The 18,213-nt window shown below is 62.7% G+C and carries 19 protein-coding genes; 9 read left to right on the forward strand and 10 right to left on the reverse strand.

What is annotated here, in order from left to right:
* Positions 1 to 31 precede the first annotated feature (31 nt).
* The 5 genes from D5301_RS15190 to D5301_RS15210 form a co-directional block, all read right to left on the reverse strand.
* Positions 32 to 592, reverse strand: a complete 561-nt coding sequence (locus D5301_RS15190; protein WP_087921316.1) for a queuosine precursor transporter — start codon at positions 590 to 592, stop codon at positions 32 to 34.
* A 75-nt stretch (positions 593 to 667) separates the two neighbouring features.
* Complete coding sequence (locus D5301_RS15195) at positions 668 to 1,180, reverse strand: hypothetical protein (RefSeq protein WP_153856154.1); 513 nt, start codon at positions 1,178 to 1,180, stop codon at positions 668 to 670.
* Positions 1,181 to 1,209: 29 nt separating this feature from the next.
* Entirely contained in the window at positions 1,210 to 2,061 is an 852-nt protein-coding gene (locus tag D5301_RS15200; RefSeq protein ID WP_153856155.1) for a DUF2145 domain-containing protein, read from the reverse strand.
* A gap of 48 nt (positions 2,062 to 2,109) precedes the next feature.
* Positions 2,110 to 2,337 (reverse strand): hypothetical protein, encoded by a 228-nt coding sequence (locus tag D5301_RS15205; RefSeq protein ID WP_110710861.1) that lies wholly within the window; start codon positions 2,335 to 2,337, stop codon positions 2,110 to 2,112.
* Positions 2,338 to 2,465: 128 nt separating this feature from the next.
* Entirely contained in the window at positions 2,466 to 3,425 is a 960-nt protein-coding gene (locus D5301_RS15210; protein WP_110710862.1) for a mitochondrial fission ELM1 family protein, read from the reverse strand.
* A 126-nt stretch (positions 3,426 to 3,551) separates the two neighbouring features.
* Between D5301_RS15210 and D5301_RS15215 the strand changes: the two genes are divergently transcribed.
* Together D5301_RS15215 and D5301_RS15220 are read left to right on the forward strand one after the other, a co-directional pair.
* Complete coding sequence (locus tag D5301_RS15215; protein ID WP_110710863.1) at positions 3,552 to 4,142, forward strand: malonic semialdehyde reductase; 591 nt, start codon at positions 3,552 to 3,554, stop codon at positions 4,140 to 4,142.
* An 86-nt stretch (positions 4,143 to 4,228) separates the two neighbouring features.
* Entirely contained in the window at positions 4,229 to 4,936 is a 708-nt protein-coding gene (locus D5301_RS15220) for a YceI family protein (protein ID WP_005415047.1), read from the forward strand.
* 221 nt (positions 4,937 to 5,157) lie between these two features.
* Here the strand turns inward: D5301_RS15220 and D5301_RS15225 are convergent, their stop codons facing one another.
* On the reverse strand, positions 5,158 to 5,559 hold the full coding sequence (locus D5301_RS15225) for a hypothetical protein (RefSeq protein ID WP_110710864.1): 402 nt from the start codon (positions 5,557 to 5,559) through the stop codon (positions 5,158 to 5,160).
* Positions 5,560 to 5,765: 206 nt separating this feature from the next.
* Here D5301_RS15225 and D5301_RS15230 point away from each other — a divergent pair, with 206 nt between their 5' ends.
* The 3 genes from D5301_RS15230 (at position 5,766) to D5301_RS15245 (ending at position 7,598) form a co-directional block, all read left to right on the forward strand.
* The gene (locus tag D5301_RS15230; RefSeq protein ID WP_153856156.1) at positions 5,766 to 6,599 is read left to right on the forward strand and encodes a hypothetical protein; all 834 of its coding nucleotides are present in this window, start codon (positions 5,766 to 5,768) and stop codon (positions 6,597 to 6,599) included.
* Positions 6,600 to 7,204: 605 nt separating this feature from the next.
* Complete coding sequence (locus D5301_RS15240) at positions 7,205 to 7,378, forward strand: hypothetical protein (RefSeq protein WP_153856158.1); 174 nt, start codon at positions 7,205 to 7,207, stop codon at positions 7,376 to 7,378.
* 46 nt (positions 7,379 to 7,424) lie between these two features.
* Positions 7,425 to 7,598 (forward strand): hypothetical protein, encoded by a 174-nt coding sequence (locus D5301_RS15245; RefSeq protein ID WP_153856158.1) that lies wholly within the window; start codon positions 7,425 to 7,427, stop codon positions 7,596 to 7,598.
* Positions 7,599 to 7,671: 73 nt separating this feature from the next.
* On the opposite strand, the gene D5301_RS15250 is transcribed toward D5301_RS15245, so the two are convergent.
* Together D5301_RS15250 and D5301_RS15255 are read right to left on the reverse strand one after the other, a co-directional pair.
* Positions 7,672 to 8,469 (reverse strand): siderophore-interacting protein, encoded by a 798-nt coding sequence (locus D5301_RS15250; RefSeq protein WP_153856159.1) that lies wholly within the window; start codon positions 8,467 to 8,469, stop codon positions 7,672 to 7,674.
* 59 nt (positions 8,470 to 8,528) lie between these two features.
* The gene (locus D5301_RS15255; RefSeq protein ID WP_153856160.1) at positions 8,529 to 9,089 is read right to left on the reverse strand and encodes a PadR family transcriptional regulator; all 561 of its coding nucleotides are present in this window, start codon (positions 9,087 to 9,089) and stop codon (positions 8,529 to 8,531) included.
* A gap of 569 nt (positions 9,090 to 9,658) precedes the next feature.
* Between D5301_RS15255 and aceE the strand changes: the two genes are divergently transcribed.
* The 4 genes from aceE to D5301_RS15275 all read left to right on the forward strand — a co-directional run bounded on the left by aceE (position 9,659) and on the right by D5301_RS15275 (position 16,773).
* On the forward strand, positions 9,659 to 12,346 hold the full coding sequence (aceE, locus tag D5301_RS15260) for a pyruvate dehydrogenase (acetyl-transferring), homodimeric type (RefSeq protein WP_049421164.1): 2,688 nt from the start codon (positions 9,659 to 9,661) through the stop codon (positions 12,344 to 12,346).
* Positions 12,347 to 12,491: 145 nt separating this feature from the next.
* Positions 12,492 to 13,400: a DUF1837 domain-containing protein gene (locus D5301_RS15265; protein WP_164079983.1), complete on the forward strand. Its 909-nt coding sequence runs from the start codon at positions 12,492 to 12,494 to the stop codon at positions 13,398 to 13,400.
* Positions 13,393 to 15,501 carry a DEAD/DEAH box helicase gene (locus D5301_RS15270; protein WP_153856162.1) on the forward strand — a complete coding sequence of 703 codons (2,109 nt, stop codon included), beginning with the start codon at positions 13,393 to 13,395 and terminating at the stop codon, positions 15,499 to 15,501. Before D5301_RS15265 ends, D5301_RS15270 begins: the two co-directional genes overlap by 8 nt.
* Before the next feature lie 282 nt (positions 15,502 to 15,783).
* The gene (locus D5301_RS15275) at positions 15,784 to 16,773 is read left to right on the forward strand and encodes an HNH endonuclease (RefSeq protein WP_153856163.1); all 990 of its coding nucleotides are present in this window, start codon (positions 15,784 to 15,786) and stop codon (positions 16,771 to 16,773) included.
* A gap of 135 nt (positions 16,774 to 16,908) precedes the next feature.
* On the opposite strand, the gene D5301_RS15280 is transcribed toward D5301_RS15275, so the two are convergent.
* Complete coding sequence (locus tag D5301_RS15280; RefSeq protein WP_010484179.1) at positions 16,909 to 17,277, reverse strand: hypothetical protein; 369 nt, start codon at positions 17,275 to 17,277, stop codon at positions 16,909 to 16,911.
* Between the two features lie 451 nt (positions 17,278 to 17,728).
* A complete protein-coding gene (locus D5301_RS15285) occupies positions 17,729 to 18,154 on the reverse strand; it encodes an energy transducer TonB (protein WP_153856164.1) in 426 nt (141 codons plus the stop codon).
* Between the last annotated feature and the right edge of the window lie 59 nt (positions 18,155 to 18,213).

The following is an 18,213-nucleotide window of genomic DNA, read 5'->3' on the forward strand; positions in this document are numbered from 1 at the left end:
CCAAGGTTGGCACCTACCAGAGCGACGGCGGTCAGCTGGTGGCGCGCAGCGGCGCCATCTTCCACAACAACGCACGGAACGGGGCCAGCAGGCACACGCCGATCGCTAGCTTCACCGCCAGATCGCCGGCGGCCCAGCTCACCCACGGCAGGGTGGAACCGGCAAAGGCGATCGACCAGAAAATGGTGGTATCCACCGTTGCACTGCAGGTCGTGGCCACCATCGGCGCACGCCACCAGCTGCCACGGCGCAGGCGGTCGAATACGGTGATGTCCAGCAGCTGGGCCACGATGAAGGCCGAGCAGGAGGCAATGGCAATGCGCGGCGTGGCCACCCAGATCGACAGCAGCACTGCCACCGCAAAACCGATCCACGCCACGCGGCGGGCCGGGCCCGGGCCGAAGCGGCGGTTGATCAGGTTGCTGACCAGGAACGCGACCGGATAGCTGAAGGCACCCCAGGTCAGCCAATCGTTGATCGGGTACTGCACCAGTACGTTGGACAGCAGCACCACCGCGCCCATGGCCAGTACCGCCAGCACCAGGGCGCGGGCGGTCAACGGGGCAAACACAGGGGCAGGACGCACGGACATGGCGAGCCAGGAGGACAAAGGGGATCGCCCATTATCCGCCCAGCCCGCGGCAAAACCAAAACCGGCCGTTCAGCTTTACAGTGCTTCGCTCATCACATCGCCGGCGGCATAGGCGGTCGGCACATAAGCCAGCGCCTGGCCCTGTGCGCTCTTCACGGTCCAACCGGCACCGGCTTCGGTGGGGTCGAAATGCACCTGCTGGCCGACCACGAAGGCCGCCGTCTGGTCCTCGTGCACGCGCGCCGGCCAACGCAGCGTGGCGGTCTGGTCGGCCTTGTCCGGTACCTGCAGCTGCACCTGGCGCTCGCCCTCCGGCGTGGTCTCCACCTTCTTCACTTCCATCGGTGGCAGCGGCACCGCCTTGGTGCGGCGGGCCCTGTCACGGCGTTCGCTGGCCTTGAACGGCGCCTTGGAGAGTTCGGACAGGCCTGCCGACGCGGCAAGGGGAACCGATACCACGATCAACGAGGTGATCAGTACGCTGGCCTCGCTGCTGTTCAACTGCGGCGCAGCGCCGGCATGGACGGTGGGCACCAGCAGCGCCGAGAGCAGCAGGGCAGAGGCAGGCATACGCAGGTAACGGAGCATCGGGACCTCCAGGTCGCAAAGAAGGGAATTCAGGGTGTGGCTGCGGCGGCTCCGGCCACCGGCACGTGGGGGATCACCAGTTCCTGCTGCAGCTGGCTGCGCTGGTGCAGGAAATCGAACACCGATTCCACCGTCACGACCGAGTAGTTGCCGGAGATGCGTTCGCCGGCGGGGTGGTCGGTGGTGGTGGCGTTGGCTACGAACAGGCGTGCGCCCACGCGCTTGCCCAGGCCGATATGCAGCACGCTGGGCTGGTACTTCTGCTGGCGCAGCCACTGCTGGGCCTGTTCGCGCTTGACGATGGCCGGTGCGCCATCGGCCTGTGCCATCGCTGCTGCCAGCACCTCCAGCACCCACTGGTTGGAGTTCTGGTAGTCGGTGGCGAACGGGTAGGCGACCACGTTGTACCTGGTTTCGTGCAGCGCCTTGGGCTGGATCGAGGGCGGGACCAGCATCGCGCGCAGTGCTGCACGCAACGGTGCCGACGGTACGCCGATGCGCAGGTCGGTATGGCCACCGCTCTCGCCGACGAAGTTGCCCAGTCCTTCGTGGTACAGCTGCGAGCTGTCGGTCTTGCAGCGGTTGAGCAGGTGCATCGCGCGCCAGCGGCCATCGTCCTCGCGAAGCAGGAAGGCCAGGTGGCTGTGGCGCAGGCCGTAGCGGCTCAGGTCCTGGCCGCCACGTGCAGCCACCACCACGTCCACGTCGGGCAGCGCATCCAGACGCTCGGCGGTGGTCCAGGCCACGTCCAGCATTGCTGCCTGCGACGCCACGCTGGGGTAGCGCTCGCGGCATTCGGAGCTGTTGGCCCATGCGGGGGCTGTCGCCAGCAGGCTGGCGATCAGCAGCGCGGCGCGGGGCAGGCGGGAGAAACGATCCATGTCGATACCTTCAACGGCGGGCAGGCCCGCGCGCCGATCATACGCCGGTCAGCGCAGCGGGCGGTCCACACCCTTGCGCTTGAGTTCCTTGTCGCAGGCGTCACTGATGGGAGCCACCGGCAGTGGCGGGCGCTGGCCCTTCGGATCGCGCAGCGCCGGTTGTTCGCGGTACGCGTCCAGCTGCTGCTGGCATTGATACGAGATCGGATCCAGCTCGGTGGGCGTGGTGGAACACGCGGCGAGCAGGGCCAGGGGCAGCAGGAGCAGGGTACGCATGAAGACGTTCAGAGTGATGGGGGAAGGTGGACTCTAACCGCGGTACCGGATCGAAATGTTCAGAAAACGCTGCGCACCCGGCATTCCCGTGATGCCAGGCGCCCAGGATTACCGGCCAGCGGCCAGCACTACCCCGCTGCCAGACGCTGTTTCACTTCTGCCGCGATCCGCGCGGTTTCGCGCAGTGGCTCGATGCGGTCGTACTGCCAGTCCAGCCAGCGTTCCTGCAATCGCCCGTGCTCGCGCAGCTGCTGCTGGAAACGCGCCAGCCGCCCCTGCGCGGTCTCGGCCAGCGCCACCATCACCGGCATGCGCGTGGCGCAGGCTTCAGAGAGCAGGTTCACCGAATCGGGTGAGACCACCACGCGGTTGGCCCAGCCGAGCAGGCCCCCATATGGGTTCACGCCATCGCCGCCATCGCCCCAGATCACGTGCGGCAGGTCGGCGAATTTCGCGCGCAGGATCTCGGCCAATGCCGGCGGCGTGCGCCGCGAGGTGGTCGCCAGCAGGCTGCCGCCTTCGCTGCGGATCTGCTCGGCCAGTGCCTGGAACACGCGAACCATCGCCGCTTCGTCCCACGGTGCCAGCGGCGTCGGCCCGCCCACCAGCAGCGCGGTGCGTGGGCCGGGCAGGGTACTGAAGCCGGCAAACGCGGCGCGGCCCCAGGCCAGCCAGTCATCGTCCACCGGGTTGAGGCTGCCGAGCAGGGTCAGTACGTTGCTGCCACGCAGGGCATCGTGCTCGGGCACCACGACCACATCCCAATGGCGGGCGCCGATGCGCGGGTCGAGGATCTGCACCACCTGGCTGCCGCGTGCGCGCAGCACGCGCAGGGCGCCGGCGGCCTGGCGGCCACAGCCGATCGCCAGCGCCGGGGCCTCGGCGGCCAGTGACGCGAAAGCCTCGCCATAGCCGTTCACATCGCCCGGCAGGCGCCGCGGCGACAGCCAGCGCCAAGGCGCGCGCGGCTGCAGGACCAGCGGTCGGTGGGTGCCCTGGCGCAGCGCCGAGGCCAGCGCGACCGCCTGGCGGACATTGCCCGCACGGCCGTCAGTGACCGTCCATGGCGCGCTCGATCGTTTCACCATTGGCATTAATTCGTTTCAGCCCTGCTGGGTGTTGCAACAGTCGCGACACTCTACACTGCGGCTCGTCGATTCGCCCCGCGCCGCCCGCGGGCACTGACTTCCCTTAGCCGCCCTGGAGATCCACCGATGTCCCACGCGCTCGACGCTGCTGCCCTCGATCAGCTGTTCCGCACTGCCCGTACCCAGAACGCCTTCCTCGACAAGCCGGTCCCGGCCAGCCTGCTGCAGGAACTGTACGACCTGGTGAAGTGGGGCCCGACTGCGGCCAACACCACGCCGGCCCGCTTCGTCTTCGTCACTTCGAAGGAAGCCAAGGAAAAGCTGGCCCCGGCCCTGTCCGAAGGCAACCTGGCCAAGACCATGGCTGCCCCGGTCACCGCCATCATCGGCTTCGACCTGGACTTCCACGAGAAGCTGCCGTACCTGTTCCCGCACACCGATGCCAAGGCCTGGTTCGACGGCCCGCAGGAAGGCCGCCACGAAGCCGCCATCCGCAACGGCAGCCTGCAGGGTGCCTACCTGATCCTGGCCGCGCGCGCGCTGGGCCTGGATGCCGGCCCGATGTCCGGCTTCGATGCGGCCAAGGTGGATGAAGCCTTCTTCGCCGGCACCGCCATCAAGTCGAATTTCCTGGTCAACCTGGGTTACGGTGACCCGGCGGGCCTGTTCCCGCGTCTGCCGCGCCTGTCGTTCGACGAAGCGGCGCGCATCGCGTAAGTCGCTGTATCGGTTTCGGGCCTGCCGTCCCGCGGCGGGCCCTTGCTGCACCGTGTACCCACCCTACGATCCGGAGAGTTCCTGAGATGAGCGCCACCCGTAAACTGCTGCTGCCGCTGGCCCTGACCCTGGCCATCGCCGCCTGCTCCAAGCCGGCCGACACCGCTGCCCCGGCTGCTGACGCCGCCGCCCCGGCCACCACCGAACAGGCCGCCACCCCGGCTGCCGATGCCGCCGCTGCCGCGCCGGCCGCCGAAGCGATCAAGATCGCCTCGGGCACCTACAAGCTGGACCCGAGCCACACCGACGTGCTGGCGCAGTGGAGCCACTTCGGCTTCTCCAACCCGAGCGCGCACTTCGGCAACGTTGAAGGCACCCTGGTGTACAACGCCGAAGACGTGACCAAGTCCACCGTGGAAGTGAAGCTGCCGCTGAGCGGCCTGAACAGCTTCACAGCCAAGTTCGACGAGCACCTGAAGAGCGCCGACTTCTTCGACGCTGCCAAGTTCGCCGATGCCACCTTCAAGAGCACCAAGGTGGAAGCGGCCGGCACCAACAAGCTGACCGTCACCGGCGACCTGACCATCAAGGGCATCACCAAGCCGGTCACCCTGGACGTGACCGTCAACGGCGGCGGCGAGCACCCGATGGCCAAGGTTCCGGCCGCTGGCTTCGATGCCACCACCACCCTGAAGCGCAGCGATTTCGGCGTCGGCGCGTATGCCCCGAACGTCAGCGATGAAGTGAAGATCCGCATCACCACCGAAGCCACCGGCGAAAAGCCGGCGGCTTGATGCACCCCGCTCACTCGTCGTGAGAAGGCAGAAGGCCCGCTGAAAAGCGGGCCTTCTTTTTGGGCTCTGGTAGAGCCGGCCGCTGGCCGGCTGCTTGCGAGGTGCCCGATGCTGATGGGGTTGCCGGCCAGCGGCCGGCACTACCCGGTAGGTGCCAACCTCGGTTGGTACACGAGCATTTCGCGGGCCAACCAAGGTTGGCCACTACCGGGTACGCGGGTTCAGCGCAGCGCGCCCAACCATGCCACGCACGCTTCGCTCGGGCTCTGCTTGGCCTTCACTGTCATCCCGCTCACCCGCACGAAGGTCTGCGCGGCCTGCGCCACCACCTGACGTGCGATCAGCGCCGCCTGCTTGGTCGCGGCCTGCTGCTTGCGCAGCTGCACGATGTTGATCGAAGGCCGACCGACTGGCGCATATTTCTGGTCGCGGCGCAGCACATCGGCTACCTGCGCCACTTCGAACTCGGCCTGCAGGTAGCGGTGTTGTGCTTCCACCAGCTCGCGCAGCGGCGCACGCAGTGCAGCCGGATCGGTGAACGCGGCCAGTGCCGCATCACAGGCGGCATCATCAGCGAAGCGGGTACGCAGCGCGTCCACGCTGGCCAGGGTCAGTTTGGCCATGTGGGCCTCGTTGCTGCAGGAAAGGAGCGCGATTGTCGCATTGCTTGCCGGCTGATGCGTTGAACCAGATGGCGGAATCCCTGTAGCCGAGCCCATGCTCGGCTCATCGCGCGCAGCGCGAGGGTTCTCCGATGGCGGAACGAAAAGCAGCCGAGCGTGGGCTCGGCTCTACAATGGGCTGCTGATTCATTCACGGAAGAAGACCCATGCAGGACGCGCAGTACTGGTTGAACGAATTCTGGACGGGCCTCAGCGTGCTCGATCTGCTGGGCGGCAGCCTGCTCGGCACGCTGCTGGGCCTGGTGCTGGGCATCTTCGCCTGGCGCTGGCTGCACCGCCGCGGTTGGCTGCAGCGGCGCAAGCGCTGGCATCACTGGCTGCTGGCCAGCTACGTGGTGGTGCTGCCGCTGGTCACCGCCTTCTTTGGCCTGCAGCTGGGCTTCACCGCCGGCGCACATCGCGCGCTGTTCAAGCAGCTCGATTATTTCCAGCCACGCCTGCAGACGCTGGTGGAAGGGTGGAGCGAAGGCTTCACGGATTCGCTGGACGACCCGCGCATGCGCGAGGCCCTGCGCAGCCAGGGCACGGTGGGCGATGTGGCCGATACCATCGCCTCGGCCTATCTGAGCGAGCATCCGCTGCCTGGCCTCGACCGCCTCGGCAACGGCCCACTGGCACGCGGCACCGGCTGGGTGATCGGCAAGGTGCGCGAAGGCCTGCTGCGCGGCATGGTGGAAGACACGCTGGTGGACAAGGCTGGCACGATTGGCCTGGAGCCCAAGGTGGTGCGCGAAGCGCTGACCATGCACGTCGATGAGCTGCTGCACACCCGCGGCGTGCTGCGGCTGGTGAAGGCCCAGATCAACGGCATGATGCCCGGCGTGTACTTCGGGCTGCTGTTGCCGCTGCTGGTCATCGCGCTGCTGGTGGCGCTGGAGATCTGGGCCGCGCAGCGGTTCGGGTGGACGCGGCGGGTGGCGCCCAACGCGGTAGTGCCGGCCGCTGGCCGGCAGCTGCAGGTTCCCGCCGAAGGTTCATGAGGTTGCCGGCCAGCGGCCGGCACTACCCCCTGGCAAAAAGTGCATGACCGCCGATGGCCCCCTGTAGAGTCGAGCCACGCTCGACTCATCGCGCGCGGCGCGATGCGTGCGGGTTTCGGGCTGCTGCCGCTGCTGATCTTCGCGCTGCAGGTGGTGTCCAGCGCGGTAGTGCCGGCCGCTGGCCGGCAGCTGCAGGTTCCCGCCGAAGGTTCATGAGGTTGCCGGCCAGCGGCCGGCACTACCCAGCCAGGCAAGAAGGTGCATGAGCGGCGGCGGAGCCCCTGTAGAGTCGAGCCATGCTCGACTCATCGCGCGCAGCGCGATGCGTGCGGGTTTCGGGCTGCTGCCGCTGTCGATCTTCGCGCTGCAGGTGGCATNAAAAGTGCATGACCGCCGATGGCCCCCTGTAGAGTCGAGCCACGCTCGACTCATCGCGCGCGGCGCGATGCGTGCGGGTTTCGGGCTGCTGCCGCTGCTGATCTTCGCGCTGCAGGTGGTGTCCAGCGCGGTAGTGCCGGCCGCTGGCCGGCAGCTGCAGGTTCCCGCCGAAGGTTCATGAGGTTGCCGGCCAGCGGCCGGCACTACCCAGCCAGGCAAGAAGGTGCATGAGCGGCGGCGGAGCCCCTGTAGAGTCGAGCCATGCTCGACTCATCGCGCGCAGCGCGATGCGTGCGGGTTTCGGGCTGCTGCCGCTGTCGATCTTCGCGCTGCAGGTGGCATCCAGCGCGGTAGTGCCGGCCGCTGGCCGGCAGCTGCAGGTTCCCGCCGAAGGTTCATGAGGTTGCCGGCCAGCGGCCGGCACTACCCAGCCAGGCAAGAAGGTGCATGAGCGGCGGCGGAGCCCCTGTAGAGTCGAGCCATGCTCGACTCATCGCGCGCAGCGCGATGCGTGCGGGTTTCGGGCTGCTGCCGCTGTCGATCTTCGCGCTGCAGGTGGCATCCAGCGCGGTAGTGCCGGCCGCTGGCCGGCAGTTGCAGGTTCCTGCCGAAGGTTCATGAGGTTGCCGGCCAGCGGCCGGCACTACCTGTTGCAGGGCGGGCGGACCAACGGTCCGCATCCGCCATCTCTTGATCAATCGCCGTCGGTTTCGTCCGGGTGGGCCTTCCAGTAGCCGGTGGAACGGATCCAGTCGCGCGGCACGCCCAGGTGGCCTTCGATGAACTTGCGCATCATCCGGGCGCGGCGCGATTCGGTGGCGATCCAGTAGAAGACATCGCCGTCCGGTGCTTCGAAGTCGGTCAGCATGTCTTCCAGCAGCGTGCTGCTGGCCGCCGGGAAGCCGTTGCGCTCCAGCCAGTGGATACGCACGTTCTCGTACTGCGGCAGGTCCTGGCGTTCGGCTTCATCGCTCACTTCGATGAAGGCCTGCACCTCGGCACCGTCCGGTAGCACGTCCAGCCAGCGGGCGATGGCCGGCAGCGCGGTTTCATCGCCGATCAGCACGTAGGCGTCGTAGCTGTCGGCCACCACGAACGAACCGCGCGGGCCGCCGATCACCAGCGTGTCGCCGGCCTGGGCCTGCTCGGCCCACGGCCCGGCAATGCCCTGGTCGTGCAGCACGAAGTCGATGGCCAGCTCGCCGGTTTCGTGGTCCCACCTGCGCGGCGTGTAGTCGCGGGCCGGTGAGGGCTCCTTGCCGGCCGGATAGCTGCGGCCTTCGGCAGTGACCACCGGCAGCACCATCTCGCCGCTGGCATTGGGGAAGAACAGCTTGATGTGGTCGTCGGCGCCGGGCGAATCGAAACCGGCCAGCTCGGCGCCGCCCAGCACGATGCGGCGCATGTGCGGGGTGACCTCTTCGGTGCGCAGCACGGTCAGTTCACGGAAGCGCACATCCAGGCGCAGGCGCGTGTTGTTGTGTTCGGTCATGGGGTTACCTGCAAAGGTGTCGCGCGGGGGCGCGCGGCGTAGGGGCGACCTGGCTGGAGTCAGTCTGGCTGGGTCGTTGAAAAGGGATGGCTCTCGCTACCGGCCGTACCGTTGAGCAGGGCAGACGCCCGCGTCAGCAGCGCCGCTACTTCTTCCGCTTCGCCCTCGGCCCAGCGGCCGTGGTGATGCACCAGCGCCCGCTTGAACTCGCGCAGGGCACCGGCCAGCGGCGGCGGCAGCGAGGCCTTGGTGATCTCGCGGGCGCGGTCGAAGGCACGCCGCTGCGCCAGGCGCACCTGGGTGCGCTGCACCTTCAGCTCGAACTCGCCGGCGGTGGTGATGCGGAAGATCCGCTTGCCGTCCACTTCCTCGGCCTCGATCCAGCCGGCCTGCTCGAAGCTGGCCAGCAGCGGGTACATGGTGCCGGCGCTGGGCGTGTAGGCCTGCATGAACTGGTTGCTGATCAGCTGCATCAGCTCGTAGCCATGGCGCGGCTGTTCGCCGATCAGGGCCAGCACCAGCAGGCGCAGGTCGCCGCGGCTGAGCACCCGCGGCTGGCCGTTGCGGCGCGGCACCGTCGAATCGGTGGAACGGGTTCTGGGAGAGGCGGTGCGGCTCATTTCGATATATCGGTAAACGAGTGTGCAAACGATATATCGATATATCGAAGCCGACAACCACCGATCCGGCCACAAGCAGGTCATTTTTGGGCCATGGCCGGCCACGCGCACAGCAAAAGGGGCGCCCCTTGCGAGGCGCCCCGGGCGAAGCTGTGGAAGGGAGCGAGGCAGGGCCAGACGGCGGACCGAGGCGGGCGAGGCCAACACTCGAGGCCTACCCTGAGGGCAGGGCGGGGGCCGATCCAGAGGCGGGTGCGACACGTTGTCGCCGGTTCAGCGCCAGCGCCGGGGCGCTCGCGAGCAGGCCTGCCACGCTGCCCTACAACCGTCATCGGCAGCGGTAACACTGCGTCCTGCACATGGGCGCAGCGGCCCGCAAGCGACAGCCCGCGCAGCCAACAAGGCCCGCCGCAGGGCCTTCAGCGGGCCCGGCAAGCCCCTTGCGGACACTGGCCGGTTGCATCCATACGCCTGCGTAGCCAAGTGACGAAAGCCCTTGGTGCGCTACACTTTGCGGTCTAGAAATCTATACAACAGTCGCGCGCGTGCGTGCGGTTATGGGAGCGCTAATGAACTGGTTGAACGAGGTGCTGAACAACGACCCGAATCCTGTGGAAACCCAGGAGTGGATCGAGTCGTTGAAGGCCGTTATTGATGTCGAGGGCTCCGAGCGCGCGCATCAGCTGCTGGAAGGCATGGTGGAACTGACCCGTCGTTCGGGCGCCTACCTGCCGTTCTCTCCCACCACCGAGTACGTCAACACCATCGAGCCGCAGTTCGAGGCCAAGAGCCCGGGCAATGCCGAGCTGGAATGGCGGATCCGTTCGATCATCCGCTGGAACGCGATGGCCACCGTGGTGCGCGCCAACCGCAAGCCGGGTGACCTGGGCGGCCACATCGCCTCGTTCGCCTCCGGCGCCACCCTGTACGACGTGGGCTTCAACCACTTCTGGCGCGCCCCGAGCGAGAACCACCCGGGCGACCTGCTGTTCATCCAGGGCCACAGCGCCCCGGGCATCTACGCGCGTTCCTTCCTGGAAGGCCGCATCAGCGAAGAGCAGCTGGACAAGTTCCGCATGGAAGTGGACGGCGGTGGCCTGTCCTCGTACCCGCACCCGTGGCTGATGCCGGAATACTGGCAGACCCCGACCGTGTCGATGGGCCTGGGCCCGCTGGCCGCCATCTACCAGGCGCAGTTCATGCGCTACCTGGAAAACCGTGGCCTGATCGAGAAGTCCGACCGCAAGGTGTGGTGCTTCATCGGCGACGGCGAGAGCGACGAGCCGGAAACCCTGGGTGCCATCGCGCTGGCCGGCCGTGAAGGCCTGGACAACCTGATCTTCGTGGTGAACTGCAACCTGCAGCGCCTGGACGGCCCGGTGCGCGGCAACGGCAAGATCATCCAGGAACTGGAAGGCGTGTTCCGTGGCGGCGGCTGGAACGTGATCAAGCTGCTGTGGGGCGGTTACTGGGATGCCCTGCTGGCCAAGGACAGCGACGGCGTCCTGAAGAAGCTGATGATGGAAACCGTCGACGGCGAATACCAGAACTGCAAGGCCTTCGGCGGCGCGTATACCCGCGAGCATTTCTTCGGCAAGTACCCGGAAACCGCTGCGATGGTCGCCGGCCTGAGCGACGACGACATCTGGCGCCTGAACCGTGGTGGCCACGACCCGCACAAGGTGTACGCCGCCTACCACCAGGCCGTGAACACCAAGGGCATGCCGACCGTCATCCTGGCCAAGACCGTGAAGGGTTACGGCATGGGCAGCGCCGGTGAAGCACTGAACCCGACCCACCAGACCAAGAAGCTGGACGACGAAGCGGTGCGCCACTTCCGCGACCGCTTCAACATTCCGGTGACCGACGCGCAGCTGGCCGACGGCCAGGTGCCGTTCTACCACCCGGGCCCGGATTCGCCGGAAGTGCAGTACCTGCAGGAACGCCGTGCCGCACTGGGCGGTTACCTGCCGCAGCGCCGCCGCAAGGCCGACAAGACCTTCGTGGCGCCGAAGCTGGAAGCCTACGAGCGCCTGCTGAAGAGCAGCGGCGAGCGCAGCTACTCCACCACCATGGCCTTCGTGCAGAGCCTGAACATCACCCTGCGTGACAAGGAGCTGGGCCCGCACATCGTGCCGATCGTGGCCGACGAAGCCCGTACCTTCGGTATGGAAGGCCTGTTCCGCCAGATCGGTATCTACGCGCCGTTCGGCCAGAAGTACAAGCCGGTCGATGCCGACCAGCTGATGTTCTACCGCGAAGACCAGAGCGGCCAGGTGCTGCAGCAGGGCATCAGCGAGCCGGGTGCAATCAGCTCGTGGATGGCTGCCGGTACCAGCTACTCGGTCAGCAACGTGCCGATGCTGCCGTTCTACATCTACTACTCGATGTTCGGCTTCCAGCGCGTGGGCGACATCGCCTGGCAGGCCGCCGACATGCGTACCCGCGGCTTCCTGCTGGGTGGCACCGCTGGCCGCACCACGCTGAACGGTGAAGGCCTGCAGCACGAAGATGGCTTCAGCCATCTGGTGGCCGGTGGCATCCCGAACGTGCGCAGCTACGACCCGACCTTCGGCTTCGAAGTGACGGTGGTGCTGCAGCACGGCACCAAGCGCATGATGGAAGACCAGGTGGACGAGTATTACTACGTCACCCTGATGAACGAGAACTACACCCACCCGGAAATGCCGGAAGGTGCGGCCGAAGGCATCGTCAAGGGCATGTACCTGCTGACCGACGCCGGCAAGCCGAAGAAGGGCGAGCTGCGCGTGCAGCTGCTGGGCTCGGGCACCATCCTGCGCGAAGCGATTGCCGCGGCCGAGCTGCTGGACAAGGACTTCGGCGTGACCGCCGATATCTGGAGCTGCCCGAGCTTCAACGAACTGCGTCGCGATGGTTTCGACGTGGAACGTGCCAACCGCCTGCATCCGGAAGGTGAGCAGCGCAAGGCCTACGTGACCGAGCTGCTGGAAGGCCGCCAGGGCCCGGCGATTGCCGCTACCGACTATGTGCGTGCGTATGCGGACCAGATCCGCGCGTTTGTGCCGATGAGCTACACGGTGTTGGGTACGGATGGTTTCGGTCGTTCGGATACGCGTGCGAACCTGCGCCGGTTCTTTGAGGTTGACCGGTACTACATCGCCCATGCCGCGATTGCGGCGCTGGCGAAGGAAGGGAAGATGACCGCGAAGGATGTGGCCCGGGCGATCAAGCAGTACAAGATTGATCCGGAGAAGGCTAATCCTGTTGGGGTTTGATTTCGTCAATTAATTGACGTGGAAAAGGGCGGCCATTGGTCGCCCTTTTTTGTTGTATCAAGATGCGTATGCTAATGATGGTTCGATGTGCTCCGAGCGATTGTGACTCGGAAGGAAGCAGAGCTTAGCCAACCTGGAGTGGTTCGTGTTCAAGACTGTTTTGAAAGAATCGGTGAACATAGCTGGATCGGGCGGAGATCGACATTTCGTACTGAGCATCGCGAATGACTTTGAAGACTCAAAGTGGCGAGTAGCAAAATTCCATGAATTCGTGTGGAACAATATCGCTCAAACAGCTCTATCAGAGTCTGAGCGAAATGCGCTAATAGACAGCCCGCAAACCCTTATCAATAGAGCTGCTAGCAACCTCAGGCTCACCGACAGCGCGGAGGATATTGGATCAGGCAGCGAGCTTGCTGAGGCCATGTTGTATGGGGTCATGAGAGCGTACTATGACGGTCTCCCAGTAGTTCCAAAGATATTCTATAAACAGAATGCCCAAGATAACGCGAAGGGTGCTGACAGTGTTCATGTGACCGTGGATGGCGACGAGTTTCACCTCTGGTTTGGTGAGTCTAAATTCTACTCAAACATCGAAGATGCTCGTATTGCCTCTATTGTGAAGTCAGTGGGGGAATCGCTAAGGGCGGATAAGCTTAAGAAAGAGAATGCGATAATCTGCAACGTAAGCGATCTCTCGGCCTGCGTAAAAAATGAGGTTGTTCTAGATAAGATAAAAAAAATGCTCTCCCAGGACGTCTCCCTGGATGAGCTAAAGCCTCATTTGTGCATCCCCATACTTCTGCTTCACGAGTGTGCGCTTACGTCGAGCGCCTCGATTTGGACCGATGAGTACGAGAAGTCCCTGATTGACCGCCACCGAGAGCGAGCGGTGGCATACTTTAGTCGGCAGCTCAGCCAACTTTCGTCCACTGTATCTCAGTATGGTGACATCACCTTTCACGTGATTTTGTTCCCAGTCCCTGACAAGAAGAAGGTTGTAGAGAAGTTCCTGGCAACCGCGAAGTTCCACAAGGAGTGTGGTAATGACTGATTTCGAGGTGCTTTCTAGAATCAACGATATGATCGAGCTTGGATGTGAGCAGGAGGCCCGAGCTTCATTGATTGAGCATCTCCATGGACGGTCACAATCAGAGGAGGCCTATACGCCCCTTCTGAATCATCTGTTACGTAGAGTCGGGCTCTATCCATATCTTCAGCTTGATACAGCGATGTGGCAGGATCGCATCGTCGCAGACGTTTTTCGAGCAGACGTTGGACTACCAGAGTTTGCAACTCTCCATCGCGACCAATCGTCCTTGCTTTCTAAGCTGTTGAAGGGACAGAGCGTCGCAGTAAGCGCACCAACTAGCTTTGGTAAGAGCTTCGTTATTGATGCTTTCATTTCGATAACTCGGCCAAAGTCAGTCCTCATCATCGTGCCTACGCTCGCGTTGATGGACGAGGTGAGGCGTCGACTTCATAGAAAATTTGGTGGAAGCTACTCAGTTGTGACGACGACTGAGGGGGATATCCCAGAGGGATCGAAAATATTCGTCTTTCCCCAAGAGCGAGCCATTACCTATGCGAACAGAATTGAAAGTCTCGACTTGTTCATTGTGGATGAGTTCTACAAGGCAAGCGCTGCGTTCGATAAGGATAGGTCTCCAACGCTAGTTCGTGCAATGATCAAGTTTTCATCGATCGCCAAGCAGAGATATTTTCTCGCGCCCAACATATCATCGTTGAAGGAAAATCCTTTTACCAGGGGCATGGAGTTTGTTAAGACGGACTTTAATACCGTTGTTCTAAAGACTTACGACCTTTCGGACTCGACTTCTGGTGACGTAGAGAAGAAGTCGGCTGCGGTGCGCAGAATTTGCCAGCCAGGCTCAAAAACTTTGCTTTATGCGGGATCTCATTCTCAGGTCAAGGTTGCATCGGATGCGGTCAAAATGTCGTGGCCATTATCTAGCTCTGATCTCCTGCGCGACATAGGTAGATGGCTTGGAGATAACTATTCTGCAACCTGGGCTCTATCAACACTTATTCAACATCGGATTGGGTTGCATAATGGCCAGATCCACCGGGCGATTGCTCAGATGCAGCTGCGGCTGTTTGAAATGGAACAGCATGGTCTGGATTTGATTGTGTCTACGTCCTCGATTATTGAGGGCGTGAATACGTCAGCACAACGTGTCGTGGTTTGGAGTAACAAGAATGGCAATCCGCGGCTTTCGAACTTCGACTACCGAAATTTAATTGGTCGTGGAGGGAGAATGTTCAGATACTTCGTTGGTGAAGTCTATTTGCTGGAGAAAGCTCCTGCTGATTCTGAAACGCAGCTCACTTTAGAGTTGCCTGAATCGTTGCTTGGTGTTGCTGAAATTGACTCAGTGTCGGATTTGTTGAGCGAAGCGCAGCGGGACAAGGCTGAGGCTTTTGATAGAGATGTTTCGGCTATTCTTAACGTGACGTCTGTAGCTGCGCTGCAACGAGAAGGCAAGTTGCAATCGAGTGACGCAAATGTCATCTGGAAACTGGTGAATTCGATTTCAAATGAGCCGAGCAATTGGAGGGCTTTAGCAAATCTGAATTCCTCGAATCGCGAGTCATGGGAATGGGTGCTCTTCAATGCAATCAACCTGAGCCCGGCTGGATGGGATGCTCCATACACCAAAGTTGTTGCATTCATCAAAGTCGTCGCAGACTCATGGACGTCTACAATTCCGGCAATGCTACGAAAACTTTCTAATCATGCGGTTACGATTGAGGAGTTCTTCAAGCTTGAGAGGACGGTTTCATATAAAATGGCAGCGCTCCTCGGGGACATCAATACAATTCATGCCAGGGTTAGTCCAAATCGCGGATTCGATGTGTCGCCATTCATTTACAGGCTTTCCCACGCCTTTCTGCCGGCAACGGTTTATCAACTGGAAGAGTATGGCCTGCCAAGAATGCTTAGTCGCAGGATTCATTTGTCAGCGATTGTAGATTTTGAGAGGGCGGACTTGTCTCTTCCTGATGCGCTCAAGGCGCTGGAGACTCGTCGGTCGGAAGTCTATGAATTGTTCGGTTCCCCCGCAGAGCACTTCATGCTGGACCATTTCTATGCCGGCGTGACAGTGGATCAGGGCATTCGCCAAAGCGCCTAGTTCTTGTTTCGGCAGCACCGTCAGTGCTAGTGGTCAGGTTCCTTGCAGGTTTGACCGGTATCGCGCATTCAGTTCATATCACTAGTTCGTTTCAAGCTATAGGCGTGCATTTCGGTAGAAGAGAGCACTTTGATAGGTGCGCAAGGAAGTCTACGTGGTGCTCGACTGCTGCAGATTTTTGCGCGTGGCCACTGTTCAAGAGCAAGGGAGTTCTCTAAGTAATTCATCAAGGCACCGTGTAGAAGGGATGGCGCGTCCCCTGACTGCCCCCGCATCCAGCAGATGCGTGCTGATTGCGACATCGAAAGGTACTATCCCGTCTCGAAGGCCAATAGGCCGCATCAATTAGATGAGACGGGGGAAGCAGGGATGGCGTACTGGTGGGTGAACCAGAAGCAGACGTTTGATCGGGCGGTTAAGGCTGGCTACTTGTGGTCGCCGAAGACCAATGTGGAAGGGAAGACAAATCCCTTCTATGAGCACATGACCCAGGTGCGTCCAGGTGATGTGGTCTTCGCTTTTGCCAATGCTCAAATCAAGGCTGTCGCGATCATCAATGGGGCACACTATGCGAAAGATCGCCCTGATGACTTCAAAAAGACGGACAACGAATGGCGTAGGGACGGTTGGGCCGTTCCAGTGGACTATCACCTGGTGGAATCGCCGCTAAAGGTGAGCGAGCATATGGCGAAGATTCGGCCGCGTCTTCCGATGAAGTACTCGCCGCTGAAGCCGGATGGCAAGGCTAACCAGGCCTACCTGTTCCCAGTGCCGCCGGAAATGGCTACTGAGCTTTTGTCGCTGCTCAACGTTGACGTTGATGATCTGAGCGCTTGGCAAGAGGAGGTGCGAGTCAAGGAGATCAAGGAAGACAAAAATATTGGCGAGACAGTGAAGGCCCAGCTGATCAATGCCAGAGTGGGACAGGGAATCTACCGTAAGAACGTGAACGACATCGAAAAGGTCTGTCGCGTTACCGGCACGAGTGAGCCCAAGTTTCTCATCGCTAGCCACATTAAGCCCTGGGCGAAGAGCACCAACTCTGAGCGCCTTGATGGAAGCAATGGGCTGATGTTGGCGCCCCATATCGATCGGCTATTCGACCGTGGATACATCTCGTTTGAAGATGACGGCCGGCTAGTCCTGAGCAAGCAGTTGCCGGAGGCAGTGCGCTTGAGGTGGGATGTGGTGCAGAAGATTCCGAGCGTTCCGTTCTCGGCGGCGCAGATCTCGTACCTGAATTACCATCGGGCCGTACTGCTGCGTAAGTAGGAAGTATTCGCCGGGAGCAGGCATCTCCGAATCGGGGATGCCTTGCGGAACCCGCAAAGGTGACTTCCCGCCAACGTGAACCGATAGCGCGTGGATGACCATCGGCCACGCGACAGACGGCCAGGTCCAACTGGACTACTCCCGCACCTGCAACCGCTCAGTCACCTGCGCAGTCAACGCCACACAAGCCATCTTCAACCCCTCCATCACCCGATCCCCCAGGTACTCCTCGGGCGCGCCGTTCTGCCGAGTCCGCTCCGCAGCCAGCATCAGCTCGGCCACCACGCGCAGCCCGGCTAGCGCACAATCCGCATCCGCCAGCTGGAGACACCGCCCAGGCAGTTGATGCCGTTCCGGCCAGGGCTGGCCGTCCGCCGCCGCACCGGTTCCGATGCGATGTAGCGTGGCGACGAAGGCGTTGGGATCGACGGACGGTTCGCGCTCGGGTTCGGCGTTGTCCGGATCGTACTGCGCGTGCAGGGAACGGAAGTCCGATGTGTTCATGGCAATGCTCCGTACAGGACAGATAGCAGCGCCACCGATAAAGGTGGCGGACGGTGCGGGCTCGAAAACCGGTATGTACCAGACCGGCGGATCCGAAGATCCCCACGCACCGCCCGCCATGGAACGCGAACGAATTGCCAGCCGGCGCCACAGAAAAGTGACGCCGGCTGGCAAGCGCATACATCTGGTACAGAGACGGGTTTTCGAGTCCCGCGCCACCCTTTTCCGGTGGCACGCCAAGAGATACCCGTGCAGCAACCAAATGCCAAGAAACTGCAGGACTGAAGATTGCCAGTCCTGACGCTTTCGGCATTGTCGCACACGGTGTTAAGCCAGCAAGCGATTGAGCCGCAACGGTCTTGAAGGGCTTGGCGCTATTGGCTCCAAGCGCAGGAGTACCCGCAGCCAGGGCCATGGCCTAGGGCCAATAGCGACAGACTGGAGCAGCAGTTCAGCCGGCCGGCGCCTCGGCCTCGGGCACGAAGGTCAGACGGACCCGTACCCGTGCATGCCACGCGACGCCCTCAACCACGACCGGATCAAAGCGCCATTGGTCCACTGCGGTAAGGGCCGCACGATCAAGCTCCCGCAGTCCGCTGGACCGCGCCACCATCACGTTGGAAACGTGGCCCAGCTCATCCAATTGGGCAACCAGCAGCACCGCCATGGGAGCCTGCAGGAAGGTATCGGGCGGCGTGGCGAGGGCCGTTGAATACACAAGGGCGGGCGCCTGCTGCAGCTTGAAGGTGGGGTTGTCACCGGCCTCTACGAACACTTCAGTGGAAACCTGCGGGTCTGCCGCCGTGGCCATGGCAGGTGAGGAGCCCAGCAGCATTAGAATGAGGTTCAGTGCCAGGGCGGTGTTCAAACGGGGCATACGTGGTTTCCATTCCGGTGCGCTGCCAGCATAGCGGCCATCCCCTGGCATCGCCTGCC

The organism is Stenotrophomonas sp. MH181796 (assembly GCF_009659995.1).
Taxonomy (GTDB): Bacteria; Pseudomonadota; Gammaproteobacteria; order Xanthomonadales; family Xanthomonadaceae; genus Stenotrophomonas; species Stenotrophomonas riyadhensis.